Here is a 20,971-nt window from a genome sequence, read left to right as displayed (position 1 = left end):
TTAAAAATTGAAAATAATTTAAAGATTAAAAGATAATGAGTATCAATATAAAATTTTTAGTGCCTTGCATCCTGGTTTCAGCAATGACATTCTCGCAAACTTCTGTTTCAGGATATGTATACGAAGACAGCAATAAAAATCAAAAGAAAGAAAACCGCGAAAAAGGAGTTGAAGGTGTAGCTGTTTCCAATGGAGTTCAGGTAGTTCTTACTGATAAAAACGGGCGGTACAGTCTTCCGGTTCAGGAAGATCAGACTATTTTTGTCATCAAACCTTCAGGATACCAGACCGCTTTAAATGCGAACAATCTTCCACAGTTCTATTATCATCATAAACCAAAAGGATTTCCGGCTGATTTCAAATACAAAGGAGTTGCTGCTACAGGAGATCTTCCTAAAGAGTTGAACTTTCCGCTTTATAAGCAAAACGAAACCAAAAACTTTGATATCCTTGTTTTTGGAGACCCACAGCCTTACACAGAAAAAGAACTGGATTATTTCAAAAGAGGAATTGTAAATGAAGTGAAGAACACCAAAAAGAATGCAGTATTGGGAATCAGTTTAGGAGATCTGGTAGGAGATAATCTAAGCCTTCAAAAGCCTTACGCTGATGTAATGAGAGAAGTGGGGCTGCCTTGGTATAATGTAATGGGGAATCATGATATGAACTACGATGCGAAGGAAGACCGTCTTTCAGATGAAACATTTGAGTCTAATTTTGGTCCTGCCAATTATTCTTTCAACTATAGTAATGTACACTTTATCATTCTGGATGATATACTTTACCCCGATCCCAGAGATGGTAAAGGCTATTGGGGTGGTTTCCGTGAAGACCAGCTTCAGTTTATCGAAAATGACCTGAAATTGGTTGATAAAAATAAACTGATCGTGATATCTTTCCATATTCCTTTAGAACACAACAACGAAGACAGCTTCAGAAATGCGGATCGTCAGAAATTATTTGATTTCTTAAATCCTTTCCAGAATGTATTGCTTTTATCAGCACATACGCATATCCAGCAGCAGATTTTCTATGGTAAAAAAGCAGGCTGGAACGGTATCAAAGAACTACACGAATATAACGTAGGGACCACTTGTGGCGACTGGTATTCAGGAACACAGGATGATGCCGGACTTCCTACCTCAACGATGAGAGACGGAACGGCAAAAGGATATTCATTCATCAGCTTTGCAGACAACCAGTATAAAGTTAAATACAAAACAGCGGGAAAACCGGATGATTATCAGATCAAACTATATGTTCCGAAAGTGATTCCTGCATCAAGAACTTCTGCCAAAGTATTAGCCAACTTCTTTATGGGAAGCAAAAAAGATAAAGTAGAATACAGAATAGATGGTGGAAAATGGGAAGAAATGGAGTATGATGAAACCATAGATCCGAATTTTGCTCTTTCTGTTTTCAAATGGGATTCTACAGAGAAAATTTTTCCGGGAAGGAGACCTTCCAATCCTGAAATGTCAAAGCACATCTGGGAAGCAGATTTTCCTAAAAAATTACCATTAGGAAAGCATAAAGTTGAGGTAAAAGCTGTTGACATGTACGGAAATGAATTCACTGCTTCAGAAGAATTTGAAGTTCAGAATTCAATTCAGATTCCTTAAGCATTTTATTTTTTTACTATACCTTTTTTTAGATTTTGAAACCGGTTCTTATGAGCCGGTTTTAATTTTTGATGAGGTTTAATAAAATATAAATTAAATCCATGTTTTCACCGCTTCATAAAAATGTACTTTCGTAACTTTGTATAAAGAAAAGTATTATTACTATGAATATAAACGGGAAAAATGCCATTGTAACAGGTGGTGGAAGAGGATTAGGGAAAGCTGTAGCGTTAGTATTAGCCAATGAAGGAGTAAACGTTGCCATTACAGGAAGAAACGAGGAAAATCTTAAAATGACAGTTGAAGAGATCAAGAAACTGGGAGTCAACTCAGCATATGCAGTTTTTTCTGTAGACAATGAAATTCAGGTAAAAGCTGGAATAGAATCTTTAGCAGAACAATTGGGAGGTATTGATATTCTGATCAACAATGCAGGGATCGGAGATTTCGGAAGTATTGAAGAAATGCCTTCTGAAACATGGGAGCAGGTTATTAAGACCAACCTGTTCGGAGTGTATTACGCAGCCAAAGCAGCTCATCCATTTATGAAAGCTAAAGGAGAAGGTGATATCGTAAACGTAGCTTCTACAGCAGGTCTGAAAGGAGGTCCGAATATGTCCGCATACGCCGCTTCAAAAGCCGCAGTAGTCTCTTTATCACAGTCAATGATGGCAGAATGGAGAAAACAGAATATCCGTGTGATCACCCTGACTCCAAGTACCATTGCTTCAGATATGAGTATCCAGGGAGGACTTACAGACGGAAATCCTGATAAAGTATTACAGCCGGAAGACTTTGCAGAATGGGTAAGAGATATCCTGAAAATGAACAGAAGAGCATTAATTGCAAATGGTTCTATTTTCTCTACAAATCCATAAGAGATTTAAAATTTAAAATTTAAAGTTCAAGGTTTAAAGCTGTCAAAAAATGGATCTTAACCTGCCTTGAATAATGAAACTCAATAGGAGCGGGCTTTAGCCCGCTTTCTCTTTGGCTAACTTTTGGGGCTTCAGCCAAAACTTAGAAATTTTCACATTTCAAAAGATCTGTGTCATCTGAGTAATCTGTGGGAAAAACCAGAAAAAACTCCCCGGTTTCAGCCAAAAATTCCTCCACTATTTTTTTAACAATAATAACATTAGTATTTTTGCAGCAAATTAGTCACATGCAAAATTATTTAGAATTCAATTTCAAAATTTCTCCATTGCAACCTTGGAATGAGATTTTAATGGCAGAACTTATAGAAATAGGTTTTGACAGCTTTACAGAAGAAATTGACGGAATTTTAGGATATATCCAGACAGAATTGTTTCAGGAAGATCAGCTGAAAGCACTTCCGATCTTTGAAAACGAAAACGTAAAAATCGAATACACTTTCGAAGAAATGCCTAATATCAACTGGAATGAAGAATGGGAAAAGAATTTCTCTCCAATCAATATTGATGACAAAGTATTGATCAGAGCAGAATTCCACGAATCAGTACCGGGAATGCATGAAATTATTATTCAGCCTAAAATGTCTTTTGGAACAGGGCATCACCCTACCACCCACCTGATGATCCAGCAAATGATGGATATTGACTTCAATGGTAAAAAAGTACTGGATATGGGATGTGGAACCTCTGTATTGGCAATCTATGCAAAACAGCAGGGAGCAGGAGATACAAAAGCTATCGATATTGATGAATGGTCGGTAGAAAATTCAAAAGAAAATGCAGTAAGAAACAATGTAGAACTGGATATTGAACAGGGAACTGCTGAAAACTTAGGAAAAGAGAATTTTGATGTTATTTTAGCCAATATCAATAGAAATATCCTGATTTCAGATATCCCGACTTATGTTTCAGTATTGAATGACGGTGGGAAACTATTACTTTCAGGACTATGTTTCTTTGACGTAGATGATATTCTGGAAGTATGTAAAGAAAGCGGACTTGAGCTGAAAAAGCAGCTACAACGTGAAGAATGGGTAAGCTTACTTCTTGAAAAATAACACCAAAAAACAAAATACAAATATGAAAACTTTATGGACAGCTTTATTTCTACTGATGCTGCAGTTCTTTACAGCACAGGAAAGTGAAGTATATGCAGATGGAGTCTTTGGTTTTGAAGAAAATAAAACGCAGAAAATCTTTACAGACTGGACCCGCGTGAGATTGGATCCGGGTGTTAATACTCAGATTATAGATTCATTACAGACCAATCAGCAGGTGGTGATTCTTAAAAAAGAAGAAACTGTGCTGAAGTTGGGAGAAAGAGCGGCCAATTGGTATAAAATCTCTTATCAGAAGGGAGAGAGTACATTGGAAGGATATGTTTGGGGAGGTAATCTTTGTATAGGATACCGTAACAAAAACGGATATGATTTCCTTTTTGGGCTTTCCAAAACAATTGACAGGAAGAATAAAGAATACAATGAGATCGAAAAACAGAACATTGCAGGAATAAAAGTAATGGAAGGAAATACACTCATTGATGAGGTGTATTTTGATACAGGAAGAGGAGAGGAGTTGAATTCAGCGGCATTTAATATAGAAAGCGGCCACAAACTGCAGAATGTTGAATTGACTCTGAAAGCAATGGTTTCCGGTGAAGCCTGTGGAATCGCAGGCTATGATCAGTATGTTCTTTTTAAGGATAAAAAACTGATGATCCTTCCGCAATTAACGAATGTGGGTGATGCAGGAGCTTTTTATCACAGCGAAGAATATGTTTTTCCTAATGATAAAGGAGGAATTTCCAACGCATTTATCCTAAAAGTGGAAGACATGGAAGTGGATGAAAAAGACAGAGAGAAGAAGAAAAGCTCTTCCAAAACCTATCTTTGGAACGGAAGTTCTTATAAGCTAAAATAATATCCTCAAAATAAATTAAACCGTTGTAGCTACAGCGGTTTTTTATTGTATAAAAGTCCATAAAAATAGGATTGGAACAAACCGATCCAATCCTACCCAAACATGATTAAGTGTATAGTTAAGCCATAAAGGCTACAAGGAATTAAAGCACAAAAAGATTTTTATTGATCCTTAATCAATGTTTCCTTGATACTAATTAAAACTAACTAAGTGACCTTTCGGCTGCGTTTACTATGTAAAAGTAATAGGTCTTCGCATCTCTTAAGTTAAAAGATAAACTGATTCAGCGAAATAGATAGGTGAAACGGAATTTTCAGCCAGTGAAGCGGATGGAATAGGTATGTGGTATATTCTTTTATTCAAAAATTAAAAGAACAGTTCCAGCAATAATCAATAAAGCTCCTATAGCTGTTTTTAGGGTAAGGGATTCCCCAAGAAATAAAACAGAAAGAACAATCGTCAATGCTACACTTAGTTTGTCAACCGGAGCAACCAGCGTTACTTTTCCGAGTTGGAGAGCCTTGAAATAAAATATCCATGAAAGTCCTGTTGCAACTCCGGAAATGGCAATGTAGATAAGATTATGCCTGGAAAGCGCCGGGATTCCTTTGTATTCACTTCGTACGAACACAATTCCCCAGGCGACCAGTAAAATAATAACGCTTCTTATGGCTGTTGCCAGGTTTGAGTTAACCCCGGTGATTCCGATCTTAGCAAAAACAGCGGTTAATGAAGCAAAAAAAGCTGAAAGAATTGCATATACCCACCACATATTTTTTAAGTTTTAAAAATTATTGATCTGTATTATTGATAAGCCTCTCCATTTTAATGATCGTCCTTGTATTCTTTACTTAAAGATAGCCAAAATAAGTAATAAAATGATGGTATTCTTCTCTTATTTATTTTATCCAATCACTTACGGTAATAACGTCGGCCTGTCTTGGGAAAACTTTATTCATCAGGATGTTATGCACTTCTTTGTCACTGTCTTTACAGCAATCTTCAATCACTGTCAGTTGATAATCTTTATCCGAAGCTTCTCTTACTGTAGATAAAACAACACCGCTGGTAGATACTCCTGTCAATACCAGGTGCTGAATATCAAGTCCGCGGAGAATAACTTCCAGATCACTTCCTGTAAAAGCACTGAATCTTCTCTTGGTAATCACGATATCCTGTTCTTCAGGAGTAAGTTCAGGATGAATAGCAATCCAGTCTTTCATATCAACATCTGCCATATGCTGTTTAATTACTGAAAATGCTTTATTTTTGGAGCTTATTTCCGGCATTCCTTGTCTGAACCCTACTGTAATATAAATAACCGGAATTTGGCGGTTTCTGGCAATTTTAATAGCCTCTTTGACATTAGATAACAGTTCTTGTGTATCATGTACGTTACTTAGTATTGATGACTGCATGTCCATCACCAATAATGCTGTTTTTATGTTTTCCATTTTCATTACACTTTATTAATAAATTGTTCCTCAGATTCTTCTAAAAGTTGTTTGGTCACTGCTTTTATCTTGTTCTTTTTAAATAATAAATGTCTAAAGACAACAGCAACTAAAATTCCTGCAATTCCTTCCATCAATAAGGTTTTTGGTGCTCCTATTTTCTCTGAAACAAATCCAATGAGCACGCTTCCCACAGGCAGCATCCCGAATATAGCAGTCAATAAAATACTGATCGCTCTTGAACGCATTTCGGGAATTACTTCAGACTGGACAATAATATTACAGGTCGTAAACTGTGCGACACCACCTAATCCTGTGAGCGCAGCAAAGAACATAGACCAGTAGAAATTGGTAGCATATGAAAAACAGATCAGTCCAAAACTCAGAATAACTGTACTCAGAATAAGAATGTTCCTCATGGTTGCTCCTTTCTTCAGCGAAGCCAGAAATACCGTTCCGAGAACCGCTCCGATCCCGATGAAACTGGATATATAGCCGAATGTCTTAGCATCACCTTTGAAAATTTCCTTTGCATAAACGGGAATTAAAGTATCATAAGGTAAAATCAGCAAACCTGTAATACTCAGCATGATGATGACCAGACTGATAGATGGTTCTTTTTTCAGATACCTGAAACCCTCAGCTAATTCTGTAAAAGTTCCTTTTTTAGCTGATTTTTTCGGAGTGATCTTTATTTTCATCATAGAAATTGAAAGCATTACTGCTGCAAAACTGGCTGCATTGATAAGAAAACAGGTTCCAGCCCCGAATTTTTGGAGGATGATTCCGGAAAGGGCAGGACCCGCCAATTTAGCGATGCTTGCCATAGCTGCACTCAGAGAAAGAGCACTTGGAAGGTCTTCGTCATCCGTTACCACTTCATTAATCATAGCCTGCCGGGCCGGAATGTCATAAGCATTAATAATGCCTAGAAAAACACTGAGTATAATGAAACTCCATATGTTCTGATGTCCCGTCATTACCAAAAAAGCCAGTAGAGATGCCTGAATTAATGATAAAATTTGAGTGATCTGTATAATTTTATACCGGTTGTACCGATCCGCTGCAACCCCGCCGAATGCTGAAAATAAGAATGAAGGGAATTGTTCTGCAAAAATGGTGAGTCCCAGCATAAAGGCAGACTGGGTCATGCTGTATACAACCCACACTACGGCTGTACGCTGCATCCACGTTCCAAATTGAGAGACAGAACGCCCGAAAAAATACAACGTGTAATTGGTGCTTCTGAAAGCCCGGAATGTACTGATATTACTTAATTTGTTCATTTTTTAAAATAGACTATTTGACAAATAATGTAAAAGTGTCAAAATTGAAATAAAAAATTTTTACCCAATATGTTTAGTAACCATAGAGGTTAGAGTGTTCACTGTATTGTTTAAGTTTTCAAAATTGTTTTTTAAACTCATCTCGCGCCTTATTCCCCTGATACTACTCTGTAAAATAAAGATGATGGTTTCCTGTTCTTCGATGGCAACTTTTGGAATGTTACCATTGCTAATGCTCGCTGAAAATAAATTAAGCAAAAGATTTCTTTCTGCTTCCATCATTCGGTTGTGGGCATCGGTGATGTGTTTTGACTTCTCCTCATTGTCCATTCCTGCTTCTATAGCTCTGAAAAATGATGATCTTTCTTCTGATGTTTTTACTTTAGCCATACAAAACTCCTGAATTTTTCCTTCAAAAGTATTTTTCTTCCTCATATTGGAATCAATCTCAGAAATAACTTCTTTGATCAGATTATCCAAAACCGCCTGAAAGACTTCTTCACGATTTTTATAATAATAATAAATTGAAGTTCTGCTTTTTCCAACTGCTTTTGAAATATCATCCATTGTCACCTTCTTTAAACCATACTTTAAATACAGTCCTGAAGCGGTCTCAAGGATTTGTTGTGAAAGCTGGTCTTGTTCTGTGTGAGCTGACATTGTCTGAAATTATGAGTGCAAAATTAAATTATTTTTGACAAAAAAACAAATTTTGTCAAATTGTAAAAAAAAATAGATGATTTATTCTTCGGATCTATAGAATAAAACTTCTGCTATGTGTCCGCTTAGAAAAAATCAATGAGATAGATTAACTCTTTGTTCTCCCTTAGATAATGTTGCTAAAAAAATAGATTTTGTACTTACGATAGAATATTATAGTTTAAATTTAACGATAAGTAATAAAAACAAAAAAGACTCACTGTTTCCAGTAAGTCTTTCAGTGAGCGCGAAAGGATTCGAACCTTTGACCGTCTGCTTAGAAGGCAGATGCTCTATCCAGCTGAGCTACGCACCCATAAAGTAGTTTTGAGAAAACTACTAAAACAGTCGGGGCGGCAGGATTCGAACCTGCGACCTCCTGGTCCCAAACCAGGCGCGATGACCGGACTACGCTACGCCCCGAAGGTGTCATCAGTAACGAATTTTACTTCGTTTTTGCGGTTGCAAAGGTATAATATTTTTTTAAATAAAAAAATAAAATTAAGAATAATTTTTAATTAATTTTTAGTGAAGACTTTTTGATTAGTCATACTTATTTAAAAACCATAGTCTTATATTTTTTTATTGTCACTTACTAAAATGGCTGACCTTTACACAGAACTGAGCAAAAACAAAAAAGACTCACTGTTTCCAGTAAGTCTTTCAGTGAGCGCGAAAGGATTCGAACCTTTGACCGTCTGCTTAGAAGGCAGATGCTCTATCCAGCTGAGCTACGCACCCATAAAGTAGTTTTGAGAAAACTACTAAAACAGTCGGGGCGGCAGGATTCGAACCTGCGACCTCCTGGTCCCAAACCAGGCGCGATGACCGGACTACGCTACGCCCCGAAAGTATTATCAGTAACGAATTTTACTCCGTTTTTAGGGTTGCAAATTTGCAATTCTTTTTTTAATAAAAAAAGAAAATCAAGGATAATTTTTAATTAATTTTTCACGAATAGAATTTCATTAACTTTATATGATTAATAACCATTAATTTATCATGTCTTTTTTATTCATGTGTCTGTACTTTTTAATAAAGGGACTTTTTATAATCACTTAAAAAAAGTGAAAGAATCATAGTCTTTTTTTCATTATTAAAAATTGTTTAAAAAAAACTTGTGGTATATGTTTCTTTTGTAGATTTGCAAAAAAAAACTAATACCATAATAATACCATGAAAAAATCAGTCATTTCCATCCCATTATACTATCATATTCCTGAATTTCTAAGATAGTTTTCTTTTTTGATGAATTTTTCAAACTAAACTCCGGTTGGCTTCTGCTGACTATCCATTTGGTAAAAAATATCTAGCACATGTATAACCCTTTTTATTCTAAGGCATTCGCGGTAATTTGCTTATCGTGTTCTGTGTCTGTTTATTCTCAATTAGTGGGATCTGATGCCCAGCTATGGGAAAAAGCCAATCCAACACTTCGTGAAGTAATGAAGTGCAAAGATGAAAATTTGCTCAATTTTCATTGCGGTATCAGGGATAAGCTTTTCAAAAAATATATTAAATACAGTAAAAACAAGAGTCATACTCTTACAGCGGTCCACCGGTCGAAGGAAGATGAGTTGATATGGGAAAATACTGAAAAAAAGATTTCCCTGGGAAATAACAACTTTAAAACGGGTGGAGAAAAAAATGTTGAGATTAGAAAAAGACCGAGTATTTTTTCGTTTGTAGCAGTGGCCGATCCGAACCGTGAAAAATCTGATAGTCTGAAAATTAAATTTGAAGATCAAAATCTTTACGAGATGATATTTTTCCCAAGAAAAGCAAAATCTTCGGATCTTGGCAGGATACATTCCTATCTCTCTATTAAATATGGAATTTCACTGGAAAAAGGGAAATATTACAGCAGTGACGGAAAGGTGATCTGGGATCCTGAAAAGCATAAAGAGTTCAGATATAAGCCTACTGGATTAGGAAGAGATAATGGTAATGAACTGTATCAAAAACAGTCTTCCAACCAGTCTGATCTGTTTTTAACAATTGGGAAAAATTCTATTGAAAGAACAAATATTGAGAATCAGGCTGTTTTTGAGAATAATCAGTTTGTTATCTGGTCTGATGATAATAATGAACTGGTTTTAAAAAATGATGGAAACTTTGATGTTTTGCAAAAAAACTGGGAAATTAATTTCATAGGTAATAAAGTTTCTAAAACCGATTACAGCGTAAGAATATTGAAGGAAACAGTGAATCCAAGGTCTCTGCTTATTACTTATTGGATGTTCTTGAAAAAACCTGACGGAAGTATTCAGAAAATTCAAGGATCTGAAGCTGCCAATTACATTGTTTTTAATAAAGTTGATTTTCTTAATGATTTTGATAGTGGTGATACAGCTCATTTTACTTTTGCAGTAAGTCCATTGAAAAATGCTAAGAATGAAGGAACGAATCAAAATTCAGGTTCCGGATTATCAATTAATAGCGAAGAGTTATCATTGAATCTGACTAAAATTAATCTTTATCCGAATCCTGTTAAAAAAGGACAAATTTTTACCGTTACTTTTCCTCCTATGGAAGGACTTGGAATTTCAATTTATGATGGAGCCGGAAGATTAGTCAAATTTGATAATATTGACCGAAAATCAAATCATTATACGGGTCAGCTGGAAGTTCAAAGTGCTTACATCATTAATCTTATCCAAGATAAAAAAATCATAAAAACGTTCAAATTAATTGTTGATTAAACTAAACCATGAAAATAAATACGGATCAATTTCCTGTTACCAGGAAGTCTTGTTTGCTGATAGGCTTCTTTGCGTTGATGTTTGTCTTTGCAAGCTTTACCAAAGAAGACAGGCAGAAGATACAGGTATTCAAAAAAGAGCTGATAAGTAAATGGACTGATAAAAAAGTTGATTTACTTGATCAGGATGTAAAAGAAAATCCTTCTAATCAATTAACACAATCTGAAAAATCACCTGAAAAGAATATTTTAGGTGAAAATCACCCTGTCTTTTTAAATTCAGCAAAGGGAAATTCAGAATTCTCTGAGTTTAAAAATGATGTTGCTGTAGACAATAAGAATTTTTATCCGTCAAAGGAAAAAGAAGGAACTATTGGAGCTTTCACCGATCAGGAAGAGGATGAAGTTTCTGATAACTTCTTTACCATTGATATTCCATCTGCGGAAAAAAACACTGTAGCATATCTTGAATATGACTTATTTGGATTGGCTTCTCATGAGTCAGTATCCAGATCTATCAATCATAATATTGCAATAGGGGGAGGAATTATTGTTCCAAGCGCAAAATGGAGCCATCAAAAAGAGGCAATCAATTCGGAACTGATTAAAACAGGTTCTAATTCCATATTATTTACTTCACCTTCAGCCGGGGTAAAATACAAAGTAAAAAACTTACGTATTGTTTTTGAAAAAGATAAAAAGTCAGATAATAATCTGATCGTAAGTTCTGCACTGTCAGGAGATCAGTTGTATGTAAAAGGAAAGACAACATCATTATCAGATGTGGTGGTTAATAATGAAGTTGTTGCTGTAAAAAATGGTGAGTTTGAAAAAGTTGTCAAACTTTCAGAAAAAAATAAGGAAGAAGGTTCCTTCTCTGTTATTGCAGGAGGTATAACTAATGCTTACAAAATTCCGGCTTCAACAAAAGCCTTTAAAGTAGTTGACCATTACTATGCAAAACCAAAAGGTGTTGAAATTTCAAAAGATAAAGAATTCAGTATAAGCTATGAAAATATGAATGTTTCTATAGAAAAAGGAACATCAGAATCAGCTTACATAGAAGTTCTGAAATTAAGAGAAAAAGATATTCCTGCAGTATCTCAGGGGCTTAAGAATGTAACCCTGAATAATGCCGCTTACAGATTTTCTATAGTTTCCGGGAAGCTGGAGAAAAAGGCAAAGATTACTATTCCTTACGACACAAAAAGGCTGGGACTGTTTTCTCCTAAAGACATTAAAATTTTCCATTTTGATTATGCGAAGAAACAATGGGTAGCAGACAAATCAGTTGTTGATGAGAAAAATAAAACGGTAATGGTAGAAGGAGATGGAGACCATGATTATATCAACGGAATTATTTCCGCTCCGGAATCTCCCCAAACGACAGCTTTTTCACCAACAAGTATCAGTGGACTGAAAGCCGCAGATCCGATGGCTGCCATGCAGCTCATGAATGCTCCTACAGCAAGCCAGAAAGGAGATGCTAATATGAATTATCCTATCAAGGTTCCTGCTGGTTTGGGAGGATTGCAGCCTTCTTTAGCTATAGGTTACAACAGCGGTGCCGGTAACGGATGGATGGGCGAAGGATGGGATCTTCAGGGATTATCTGCGATTACTGTAGATACAAGATGGGGAACGCCTATGTTTGGAGGAGAAGAAACTGAACTTTACACCTTGGATGGCGAAATGCTTGTTTATCCTGGCGGCTACCTGCCTCACAGACACAATAATGTAAGTGAAACCTCTACGGATATTACAACTGCAAGACAACCGAGAAATGCAACAGGAAAAAAACAGTTTTATCTTAGAAAGAATCATGATTTTACCCTTATAGAAAGGGAGGGAAATAGTATAGGTACTTATTCATGGACGGTTACCTCTACCAATGGTACTAAAAGCTATTATGGTGGAAGTGATAACTCTGTTATAAAAAATAGCGAAGGCCAGATTGTTCATTGGGGATTGAGAATGATAGAAGATACCCACGGTAATAGAATGCTTTTTACCTATCAGAACAATACGAATGTTAATATCGGTTCAGGTAATAATGCTAACGGAGGAACTTATTTTCATATTCAAAAAATAACTTATGGTAGAAATCAGGATTATAGTGTCAATTTTGTTACTGAAAATAGCGTAAGCAGGAAGGATATTAATATTAATGCCAAACAAGGAGTAAAAAGGGTAGAGCCCTATCTTTTGAATAGCATTGATGTTAGTTATAAGACCCAAAAAATCCGTAGCTACAAATCGGAATATGAAGAAGGACAGTTCTCAAAAACAAGATTAAGAAGATTATACATTCAAGGATATAATATTAAATATCCTGATCCTCTTCCAATAGTTGATGACTATAGTTTTGAATATTATAATGAAGTTGAAAACAATCAGATTTTTGGTCCGGATAATACAATTCAGGTTAGCAATGGAGTGAGCAGCCCTTATGGCAGTATTATTGGAAATATGCTGAAGCCTTCAAAAATTAATGGGAATGTTTCTACTGAAAGCGGTCTGAATTTCAGAGCAGCAGCAGGATTAAATTTTTTTTACTCCTCAAATGATGCTTATGGCCACTTGATGTTTGGGTTCCCTTTTGGATATTCTACTGCTGAAGCTAAAAATGTACAGCAGCTGATTGACTTTAACGGGGATGGTATACAGGATATGATTTATAGAACATCTTCCGGGCTTATCTATAGTGAAGGGAAATTAGATATATATGGTAAATTATCATTCTTACCGTCTAAACCGATTCTGAATTATAACAGTAATTTTTCTTTTACAGAGACCAAAACCAATAGTTCAGGGTGGGATATGGGAGCAATTGTATATAGCAAGTCCTCCATCACATCCACTTCAAAAGGAATTACTTCTACCTTTCTGATTGATGCTAATTCTGATGGGTTAGTAGATATTGTAAATGACGGAAAGGTTTGGTTTAATAAGTATAATCAGGGAGGAAGCCCTGAGATGACCCAGCATTCAGAGTATACAGAAAATATGGTGGTTAAGGTCAAGCCTATAGCGCCGCCTCTTATTCCACCTCCAGGGCCTAAAGTTCCACCTATTGTGGAGCCTGAATACCCTCCAACTCCTATTGCTGATGTAGTAAAAGTATGGATTGCTTCTCAGGACGGATACATTACTATTAATGATAATGTGAGTATAAGTGGTACAGATCCTTTAAACCCTGTCACTGTGTTAAAACCCACTGATAAGGCATACTATTCTGTAGAGATAGCGAACCCTGATTATGTAGTTGGAAGTACCCAGCCTAATAATTTCTATCATGCAAGGATCTTTTTAACGCAGCTTAATCCTAATAATCTGTCACAGTCTTTCACTATTTCGAAATATAATGATTATTATTCTCAGATTATTAATGTACCTGCAGGAAATACCCAATATAATGTACATGGTGCAATTAATAATCCAAACAGATTATTTGTGAAAAGTGGGGATAAGGTATATATAAGGCTTCACAAGAATTCGGAAGACAATCTGCAAATAGATTCTAATCCAACGGTTACTTATATTGATCCTGCCACCGGGCTGGCATTGAGAGGCAGAAACATGGAGCAGGATCAGTTTCGATTGAATAATGGAAGTTATGGAAACAACTTTTTCCTGAATAATCTTATAGCACCTATATATCTTGATGCTAACGGAGCGGCAAACATTGTTGTTTCCAGTGTTAATTTTCCTTCTTCTACGGATGATTTTACCTTTAAGGTGATCAAGGAAAATGCACTTACCGGTGCTGTCACTGTTTTGCACTCTGAGAATTATGTTCAAAGCGATTCACCATTCAGTACACAGGAATATAATGGTTCAATATCTGTAAATGCAAGCGAACCGGTTTATTTGAAGTTTATTGTAGAGTCAGATTCATATACAAATTTCCTTACCAGTAACTGGAACAACTCAATTTCTGTAGGATATAATGCAACGACATCTAACAACGGCAATTTCAGCGCAAATTTTGATCCGGCAGCTCAGTATCCTTCATTTGCAGTTACTAAACTTAAGGAGAGGCTTGACATCAGATTAACACCAACAAATCCTCCGGTTACCGGAATTCATGAATTTGGGGTTCAGATTAATAAGGATATAGCGAATGCTACTACCTTGGGAACAGGAAGTTTTTATTATGTAATCAAAAAGGAAAATCATGTTCTTGCCAAGAGAAAAGTGACCATTACAGCTGCACAGGGTACCACTCCAACCTTGGTGGAGGAGAACATGTATACAGGACAGGCTGTTCCGGGAATAGATCCAGTTACAATTTATACAGGGAGCTTAACGCAGCCTACTTTTGATTTAGGATTTAGGGTACAGGTTTATTGTCAGACGGGTGCTGAATATGCCTTATTTAATAAATACTCAGAGTATTTTCAAGGAAAACCTTTTAATGTTTATTATGATACTACCAGTTTGTTGACCACTGTGTGGCCTACTTCAGTAAATACAGCAATGTATAATACAAAATCCGCTATTTATAATAACTGGGGTCAATTTTTATATAAACCAAACAATTTTGTAGATTACAGTTATGGTACACCTATTGAAGAACAAGCATTCACTGGGAATGTAGCGCTGCAGAATACATATGCAGCTTGTCAGGGATTAACAGGACAAGCGTTGACAGATTGTGTGGCAACAAACGGTAATACATCTTGTCAGGGGCTAACCGGGCAGGCTTTGACAGATTGTGTGGCATTAAATGGTAATCCGAATACAGGAAATAATACTGTATCTCAGTATGTTTCTCCTATGAGACCATATTCCGAATGGGTTATACAACCCCGTCCTTTACCGATGAAAAAAGTAGAGAGGTGGATAGGAACAAGTAAAGAACAGTTTTCAACGGCAACTTCTTTCAGGGATCATGAAGAAGTAAGTTATTTTTCAAATCCTATTCCAAATCCTCCGGCAATATCACCAACAACTTTAGTGAACGGAGTTCTTTCATTAGATTCTACAATGAAAGCAATCAGTAAGAAACAGAGCAGCCGATCAAATAATACAACCAGCGGTCTAAGTGTAGGAACAGTAAGTGCCGGGAATTCAGAAACACTACCTCTTAAAAATGGTAGTATTGAAACACAGACGTTTGCAGATCTGAACGGAGATGGCTATCCTGATATGGTATATCCGGAATCTATCCAGTATACAAACTCTGTAGGAGGCTTAGATGACATCAAGCTTGTAGCGACTGGTGATTTTCCAACCAATTCTTACAGCTATTTAAAAGTAAATTCTTTAGGGTTTTCATTTAACGTCTTTTCTGCCAGCGGAAGAATTAAAGTAAATGGTTCAAATGGAAATGACTCTCATGCTAACAATTCAATGCCTTGGTCAGTTGGAGTAACAGTCGGAGCGGGAGCTAGTGACTACTTTAATTCATATGATACCGGAAGAGCATTTTGGACAGATGTTAATGGAGATGGATTACCAGATAGAATTATTGATTTTAGTACGGTAATGTTAAATCTCGGAAAGAGTTTATCAGAACCAATGTTCTATCAGAATATGGCTTCTTATCGTTCCCGTCCAATAGGAGGTCTTAACTTTTCTATAGGAGGAGGCCTTGGATCTTTTGCTGATTTAAGTGCTTTAAGCAGCTTCGGTTTCGGGATCAGTGCGAGTGCAGGAGGATCCGGATCTAAAGGTACAGCGGAGGTAGTATATGAGGATATTAATGGTGACGGATTGGTTGATATCATTGATGTAGATAATAGTAATCAGTCTGCCAAAGTGCGTTACAATCTGGGGAACAAATTTGATACTGCAGTTCCATTGCTTAAGTCAACAGGAAAAGTTGATTTTACTGAAGAAACAGGTTCTTACAATGGTTATGTATCTTTTGGAGGAAATCTGATGCTGAATTTTGGACCTATTCCAATTATTCCGCCTGCAATTCTGGTTATTTTTATAAAAGCAGGTGCGGGTGCGACAGCGAATTTAGGAATCAATGTTTCTGAAACCAAGAAGACTTTCAGAGATATGAACGGAGATGGTTTCCCGGATCTGGTAGTAGATACGAACGATGGTTTCATTGTTAACTATTCATTAATCGGAAAAACAAATAAACTTAAAACAGTTACTCATGCTGTAACAAAAGGACAGTATGCAGTAAATTATAAATTTACACAGCCGAATTATCAGGATCCTCATGCTAAACTGGTGGTAGATGAAGTAAGAATTTTGAACCCAGATGTATTCAGCACCAACTATACTCAGTCGGATGCAGCAAAAGATATTGTAACGAAATATACATTTGAAAAATCTAAATACGACAGAAGAGAAAGAGACAACTTTGGATTTGAAAAAGTAACCAGCGAGCAATTAAGTGCTGCAGGAAGTACGTACCGTAAAACAGTAGATACGTATTATAATACAAGTTATTTCTTAAATGGATTAATTAAAGAAAGTAAAATCCTTACGGGTAATGATGAATTAATTTCTAAGGTTATCTATAACTATCGTTTATATAGATTTAAAGATAATGTAACCAAAATAGACCCTAATTACTTAACGGAAAGTTTTGATACCGGAGGAAAAGAAGGAAGAAGAATGGCTACGGTTCTGCTGGATAAAAAGATCAATACGAGATTTGAAAATGGCGGGGAAATAGAGACTACGGAAAAAATGGAGTATGATTATAATACCGGATTGGTTTCAAATTATACCTATACCAGCCCTACCAATTCGTATAAATCAGCTATACAGTACTGGGGACAGTTAAATAATAATATTATAGGTGTACCAAAGCAAATTAATGTATATGACGGAACAGGTTCTACACTTTTAAGGCAGAGAAGTACACAAAACATTAATGCAAATACCGGAGATATTGGAAAGTATATTGTATTTGATGGTTCCCAAAATATTGAAACAGATTATACCTATGAAGCATCAGGAAACGTAAAAACGGTTACTTATCCACCAGATGAAACTTCAAACAGATATTCAATATCCTATGAATATGATGGGGAAACAGGAAAGTATGTTGCGAGAACTACGGATGCCTTCGGATATATTTCTTTCGGACTGTATAATCCTTATTTAGATGTTTTAATAAAAAGTATAGATATTACGGGGAATTCAATTGATTACGCATATGATGATTATGGAAGAATGATTGCTGCAAATGATCCTTACAGTCTTATCGGAAATTCAACGATAGTTCACACCTATTATTTTGATCATTATGGGATTCCAAATTCCAATCAGAGTATTAAAATATTTCGTGCAAAGACATCCCATTATGATGCAGATCATCCAGGTAACCTGATTAACACAGATTCCTATTCAGATTTCATGGGAAGAGTCATACAGGTGAAAAAGGATGTTGATATTAATGGAGTAGAGCGCAGATCTATTTCAGGAAGACCGGTATTTGATGTACTGGGAAGACAGATCTATCAATATCAGCCTCAGGAAGGAGATCTTCAGGATAATAATCTGAATCTGAATCTCAGCCAATATATGCTGGCGAATACCTATGACCATTCTGATAGAATTACGAATGTTAAATATGAAGATAGTGTTGAAAAATCAATTCGCTATGAAATAGAAGGAAATCTGTTTAAAAGTATTGAAGAACTGGATCATACCAAAATAGAGACTTTCACCAATGCGGAGGGACAGATTGTTGAGAAAATAAATTATCTGGATAATGATCCTCTGTCTACAAAGTTTGAATATAATACAATAGGTGAACTGCTTAACGTAACTGATCCGCAAGGTATTAAAACAACTTATAAGTATAATCTTGCAGGAAGAAGAACAGAAATGGTACATCCTGATAAAGGGCTTACCACCTATGTATATGATCCTGCAGGACATCTGACTTGGTTGGGAACTCCGAACCTGGTGAATGATCCTGCTATACAGACGCATCAGATCCATTATAAATATGATAAGAACAGACTTACTGATATTGAACTTCCTAACCTTCCTAGTGGTTCAGTAAATCCTAATAATGTTCATTACGATTATATGCCTGCTAATTCAGGAAATAATTCCGGAAGAATCATCACGAAAACAGATGGTACAGGATATACTACTTATAACTATGGTAAATTAGGAGAGGTAACATCAGAAACCCGCAGAATATTCGGGTACAATATTCCAACCATGGAGTTCAAAACGGATTATGTCTATGACAGCTGGAACCGTCTTAAAAAGCTGACATATCCTGATGGAGAGCAGCTTACTTACAGCTATGATCTTGGTGGAAATTTGAAGAAAATAACCAATGGCAGCTATAATTATATTCAGAATATTAAATATGACTATTATGAACAGAGAACAAATGTAGATTATGGAAACGGTACTAAAACCAACTATTCATATATTGATACCAACAGAAGGTTAAGTCATTCCGGTCTATTGAATCCTACCACTCAATTTCTATCCAACAGTTATGAGTATGACAAGAGAGGAAATATTGTGCGTATTGCTAATGATGTAGGGGTAACTCCGAATCAAATGGGAGGAACCTATGCTTTCAAATATGGATATGATACCTTAAACAGATTGATTGGTACAGAAAGTGATATGGGGCTTAATGACAAAGGAGGAACTCCTACAACACCCAATACTTCTCCATACGCACAAAGTAATTCTCATTTCGATCTTAAGAGGGTAAAATATAACGAAAGTGGAGGAATTGTATTGAAAGAGCAGGTGCATCAGATCGACCAGCAGCCGAACCCATTGAATACTTATTCTAATAACTATAAATATATCCCGGAAACTCATAAAGTAGAAGCAATCATTGACGGTAATGTCAGTGGAAACCAACAATTCTTCGAGTATGATTATAATGGGAATACCATTAAGCATATCGATGAGTTTGGTGCCAAGCAGATGTTCTGGGATGAACAGGATCGTTTAAAAGCTTTTTACAGTGACGATTCTGGTGTATACCAATATTATGCGTATGATGATAAAGGAGAAAGAACGATTAAGTATAACCTTCATGGAAGTTCTCAGCTGTATCAGAACGGAGAGTTGGTAGATCCGGGTAGCTTAAGCTTAACTGATTATACTTTGTATCCTAATCCATATGTAACGGTATCTTTAAACGGGCAATATACCAAACATTATTTTGAAGGATCAACCCGATTTGCCAGCAGGGTGATGGATGGAAGCAATATTTTTGTTCCATTAAACCTTAGAACATCGGATCAGGGAACAACAATGAGAGAACCTGACCCTTCTGTTGACTTTAAAACGTATCTTGAAAAAGCAGGAGTAGGTGATATTTCCTTAGCAGAGCTGAATACTTTAAACGGACCAAGCAGCCAGTTAGGATTATACTATTTACATACTGACCATTTAGGAACGGCAACATTTGTGACCAATTCCAGTGCTCAGAGTACTCAGTTTTTCCTAAATTTACCATTCGGAGAGACGATGCTGGAGCAGCGAACAGGAGTATATGATAACCCATATAAGTTCAATGCAAAAGAATTGGATAGAGAAACAGGGCTGTATTATTACGGAGCGAGGTATTATAACCCAAGAGCGAGTATTTGGTATGGAGTGGATCCTTTGGCTGTTTACAATCCGGCGATGGAGACTCAGTTTTATGGTGATGGAGAACATAATGGAGGAGTATTTTATTGGGGTAATCTAAATCCTTATATTTATACATATCAGAATCCGATTAAGTATATTGATCCTGATGGGAAGCAGGTAGATATTGTTAAAAAGTATGAGGGAAGAGCTCATAATTTTAAATCTTTTGAAACAAATGGTTTTAGGATTAATCCAAATACACAAACTTGGTATTTTGATCATACTGCTAATACTAGAAATAAGACGGCTAAATTTATTGGAGGAATATTTGGGATTCAAGCAGATCCACAAAATACTGTAATGGCGGGACCTGTTCTTGATTTAGTGAAAAATACAAGTTCTGTAAAACAAGCTCAAGTTGAATTAGCAAAATTATTAGGTAAAGATGGAAAAATTGAGAATGGAGAAACCCAAGGTTACTTTTATGATATTGGGAAAATTGGAGGTCAAGAATTTTGGAAAATAGCTATGAATTCTTTAGGAGACTTTATTTCGGGTAAATTTTATGAGGATAATACTTTCTTTAAAGAAAAGAATGTATTAGGAAGTTTTTGGTCAACAGCAAGAGTAAGTGATGATGGGAAAAATGTCATTATGAGTGTTTTTGACAGTAAAACATTAGGGTCGGCAACAGATGGCTTATTAAAAAGGGATAAGAGTAGCAGTAGCAGCAAGTTTCATTTATATATGTGGACCGTACCAACAAAAGATTTTTTTATTCAATCCTATAAAAATTCAAAAATTAAATAATTGTAAA

The 20,971-nt window shown here is 36.0% G+C and carries 10 protein-coding genes and 4 tRNA genes; 6 read left to right on the top strand and 8 right to left on the bottom strand.

The window, feature by feature from the left end:
* The first annotated feature begins 35 nt into the window (after positions 1 to 35).
* From OL225_RS14055 to OL225_RS14040, 4 genes are all read left to right on the top strand, one after another.
* The gene (locus OL225_RS14055) at positions 36 to 1,622 is read left to right on the top strand and encodes a calcineurin-like phosphoesterase C-terminal domain-containing protein (protein WP_264518664.1); all 1,587 of its coding nucleotides are present in this window, start codon (positions 36 to 38) and stop codon (positions 1,620 to 1,622) included.
* A gap of 164 nt (positions 1,623 to 1,786) precedes the next feature.
* Entirely contained in the window at positions 1,787 to 2,500 is a 714-nt protein-coding gene (locus OL225_RS14050) for a 3-ketoacyl-ACP reductase (protein WP_047374071.1), read from the top strand.
* A gap of 287 nt (positions 2,501 to 2,787) precedes the next feature.
* Positions 2,788 to 3,615: a 50S ribosomal protein L11 methyltransferase gene (gene prmA / locus OL225_RS14045; protein WP_264518663.1), complete on the top strand. Its 828-nt coding sequence runs from the start codon at positions 2,788 to 2,790 to the stop codon at positions 3,613 to 3,615.
* 22 nt (positions 3,616 to 3,637) lie between these two features.
* On the top strand, positions 3,638 to 4,477 hold the full coding sequence (locus OL225_RS14040) for an SH3 domain-containing protein (protein ID WP_264518662.1): 840 nt from the start codon (positions 3,638 to 3,640) through the stop codon (positions 4,475 to 4,477).
* Positions 4,478 to 4,832: 355 nt separating this feature from the next.
* On the opposite strand, the gene OL225_RS14035 is transcribed toward OL225_RS14040, so the two are convergent.
* The 8 genes from OL225_RS14035 to OL225_RS14000 form a co-directional block, all read right to left on the bottom strand.
* Positions 4,833 to 5,249: an EamA family transporter gene (locus OL225_RS14035; RefSeq protein WP_264518661.1), complete on the bottom strand. Its 417-nt coding sequence runs from the start codon at positions 5,247 to 5,249 to the stop codon at positions 4,833 to 4,835.
* Between the two features lie 127 nt (positions 5,250 to 5,376).
* The gene (locus OL225_RS14030) at positions 5,377 to 5,931 is read right to left on the bottom strand and encodes a cysteine hydrolase family protein (RefSeq protein ID WP_264518660.1); all 555 of its coding nucleotides are present in this window, start codon (positions 5,929 to 5,931) and stop codon (positions 5,377 to 5,379) included.
* 5 nt (positions 5,932 to 5,936) lie between these two features.
* Positions 5,937 to 7,217 carry an MFS transporter gene (locus OL225_RS14025; RefSeq protein ID WP_264518659.1) on the bottom strand — a complete coding sequence of 427 codons (1,281 nt, stop codon included), beginning with the start codon at positions 7,215 to 7,217 and terminating at the stop codon, positions 5,937 to 5,939.
* A gap of 60 nt (positions 7,218 to 7,277) precedes the next feature.
* Positions 7,278 to 7,877, bottom strand: a complete 600-nt coding sequence (locus OL225_RS14020) for a TetR/AcrR family transcriptional regulator (RefSeq protein ID WP_264518658.1) — start codon at positions 7,875 to 7,877, stop codon at positions 7,278 to 7,280.
* 281 nt (positions 7,878 to 8,158) lie between these two features.
* Positions 8,159 to 8,232: transfer RNA gene (locus tag OL225_RS14015), tRNA-Arg, on the bottom strand.
* Between the two features lie 32 nt (positions 8,233 to 8,264).
* Positions 8,265 to 8,339: transfer RNA gene (locus OL225_RS14010), tRNA-Pro, on the bottom strand.
* Between the two features lie 244 nt (positions 8,340 to 8,583).
* Positions 8,584 to 8,657 (bottom strand) — tRNA-Arg (locus tag OL225_RS14005).
* 32 nt (positions 8,658 to 8,689) lie between these two features.
* Positions 8,690 to 8,764, bottom strand: a tRNA-Pro gene (locus OL225_RS14000).
* 468 nt (positions 8,765 to 9,232) lie between these two features.
* Here OL225_RS14000 and OL225_RS13995 point away from each other — a divergent pair.
* Positions 9,233 to 10,618 carry a T9SS type A sorting domain-containing protein gene (locus OL225_RS13995; RefSeq protein WP_264518657.1) on the top strand — a complete coding sequence of 462 codons (1,386 nt, stop codon included), beginning with the start codon at positions 9,233 to 9,235 and terminating at the stop codon, positions 10,616 to 10,618.
* Positions 10,619 to 10,626: 8 nt separating this feature from the next.
* A complete protein-coding gene (locus OL225_RS13990) occupies positions 10,627 to 20,964 on the top strand; it encodes a SpvB/TcaC N-terminal domain-containing protein (RefSeq protein ID WP_264518656.1) in 10,338 nt (3,445 codons plus the stop codon).
* Positions 20,965 to 20,971: the final 7 nt, after the last annotated feature.

The sequence above is a fragment of the Chryseobacterium viscerum genome (assembly GCF_025949665.1).
Lineage (GTDB): Bacteria > Bacteroidota > Bacteroidia > Flavobacteriales > Weeksellaceae > Chryseobacterium > Chryseobacterium viscerum_A.
This window is presented reverse-complemented; position numbering and strand designations above follow the sequence as displayed.

Coding starts and splice junctions, on each gene's coding strand:
- OL225_RS14025 (WP_264518659.1), bottom strand. CDS start 7,217: ATGAACAAATTAAGTAATATCAGTACATTCCGGGCTTTCAGAAGCACC.
- OL225_RS14035 (WP_264518661.1), bottom strand. CDS start 5,249: ATGTGGTGGGTATATGCAATTCTTTCAGCTTTTTTTGCTTCATTAACC.
- OL225_RS14030 (WP_264518660.1), bottom strand. CDS start 5,931: ATGGAAAACATAAAAACAGCATTATTGGTGATGGACATGCAGTCATCA.
- OL225_RS14020 (WP_264518658.1), bottom strand. CDS start 7,877: ATGTCAGCTCACACAGAACAAGACCAGCTTTCACAACAAATCCTTGAG.
- OL225_RS14055 (WP_264518664.1), top strand. CDS start 36: ATGAGTATCAATATAAAATTTTTAGTGCCTTGCATCCTGGTTTCAGCA.
- OL225_RS14050 (WP_047374071.1), top strand. CDS start 1,787: ATGAATATAAACGGGAAAAATGCCATTGTAACAGGTGGTGGAAGAGGA.
- OL225_RS13995 (WP_264518657.1), top strand. CDS start 9,233: ATGTATAACCCTTTTTATTCTAAGGCATTCGCGGTAATTTGCTTATCG.
- OL225_RS13990 (WP_264518656.1), top strand. CDS start 10,627: ATGAAAATAAATACGGATCAATTTCCTGTTACCAGGAAGTCTTGTTTG.
- OL225_RS14040 (WP_264518662.1), top strand. CDS start 3,638: ATGAAAACTTTATGGACAGCTTTATTTCTACTGATGCTGCAGTTCTTT.
- prmA (WP_264518663.1), top strand. CDS start 2,788: ATGCAAAATTATTTAGAATTCAATTTCAAAATTTCTCCATTGCAACCT.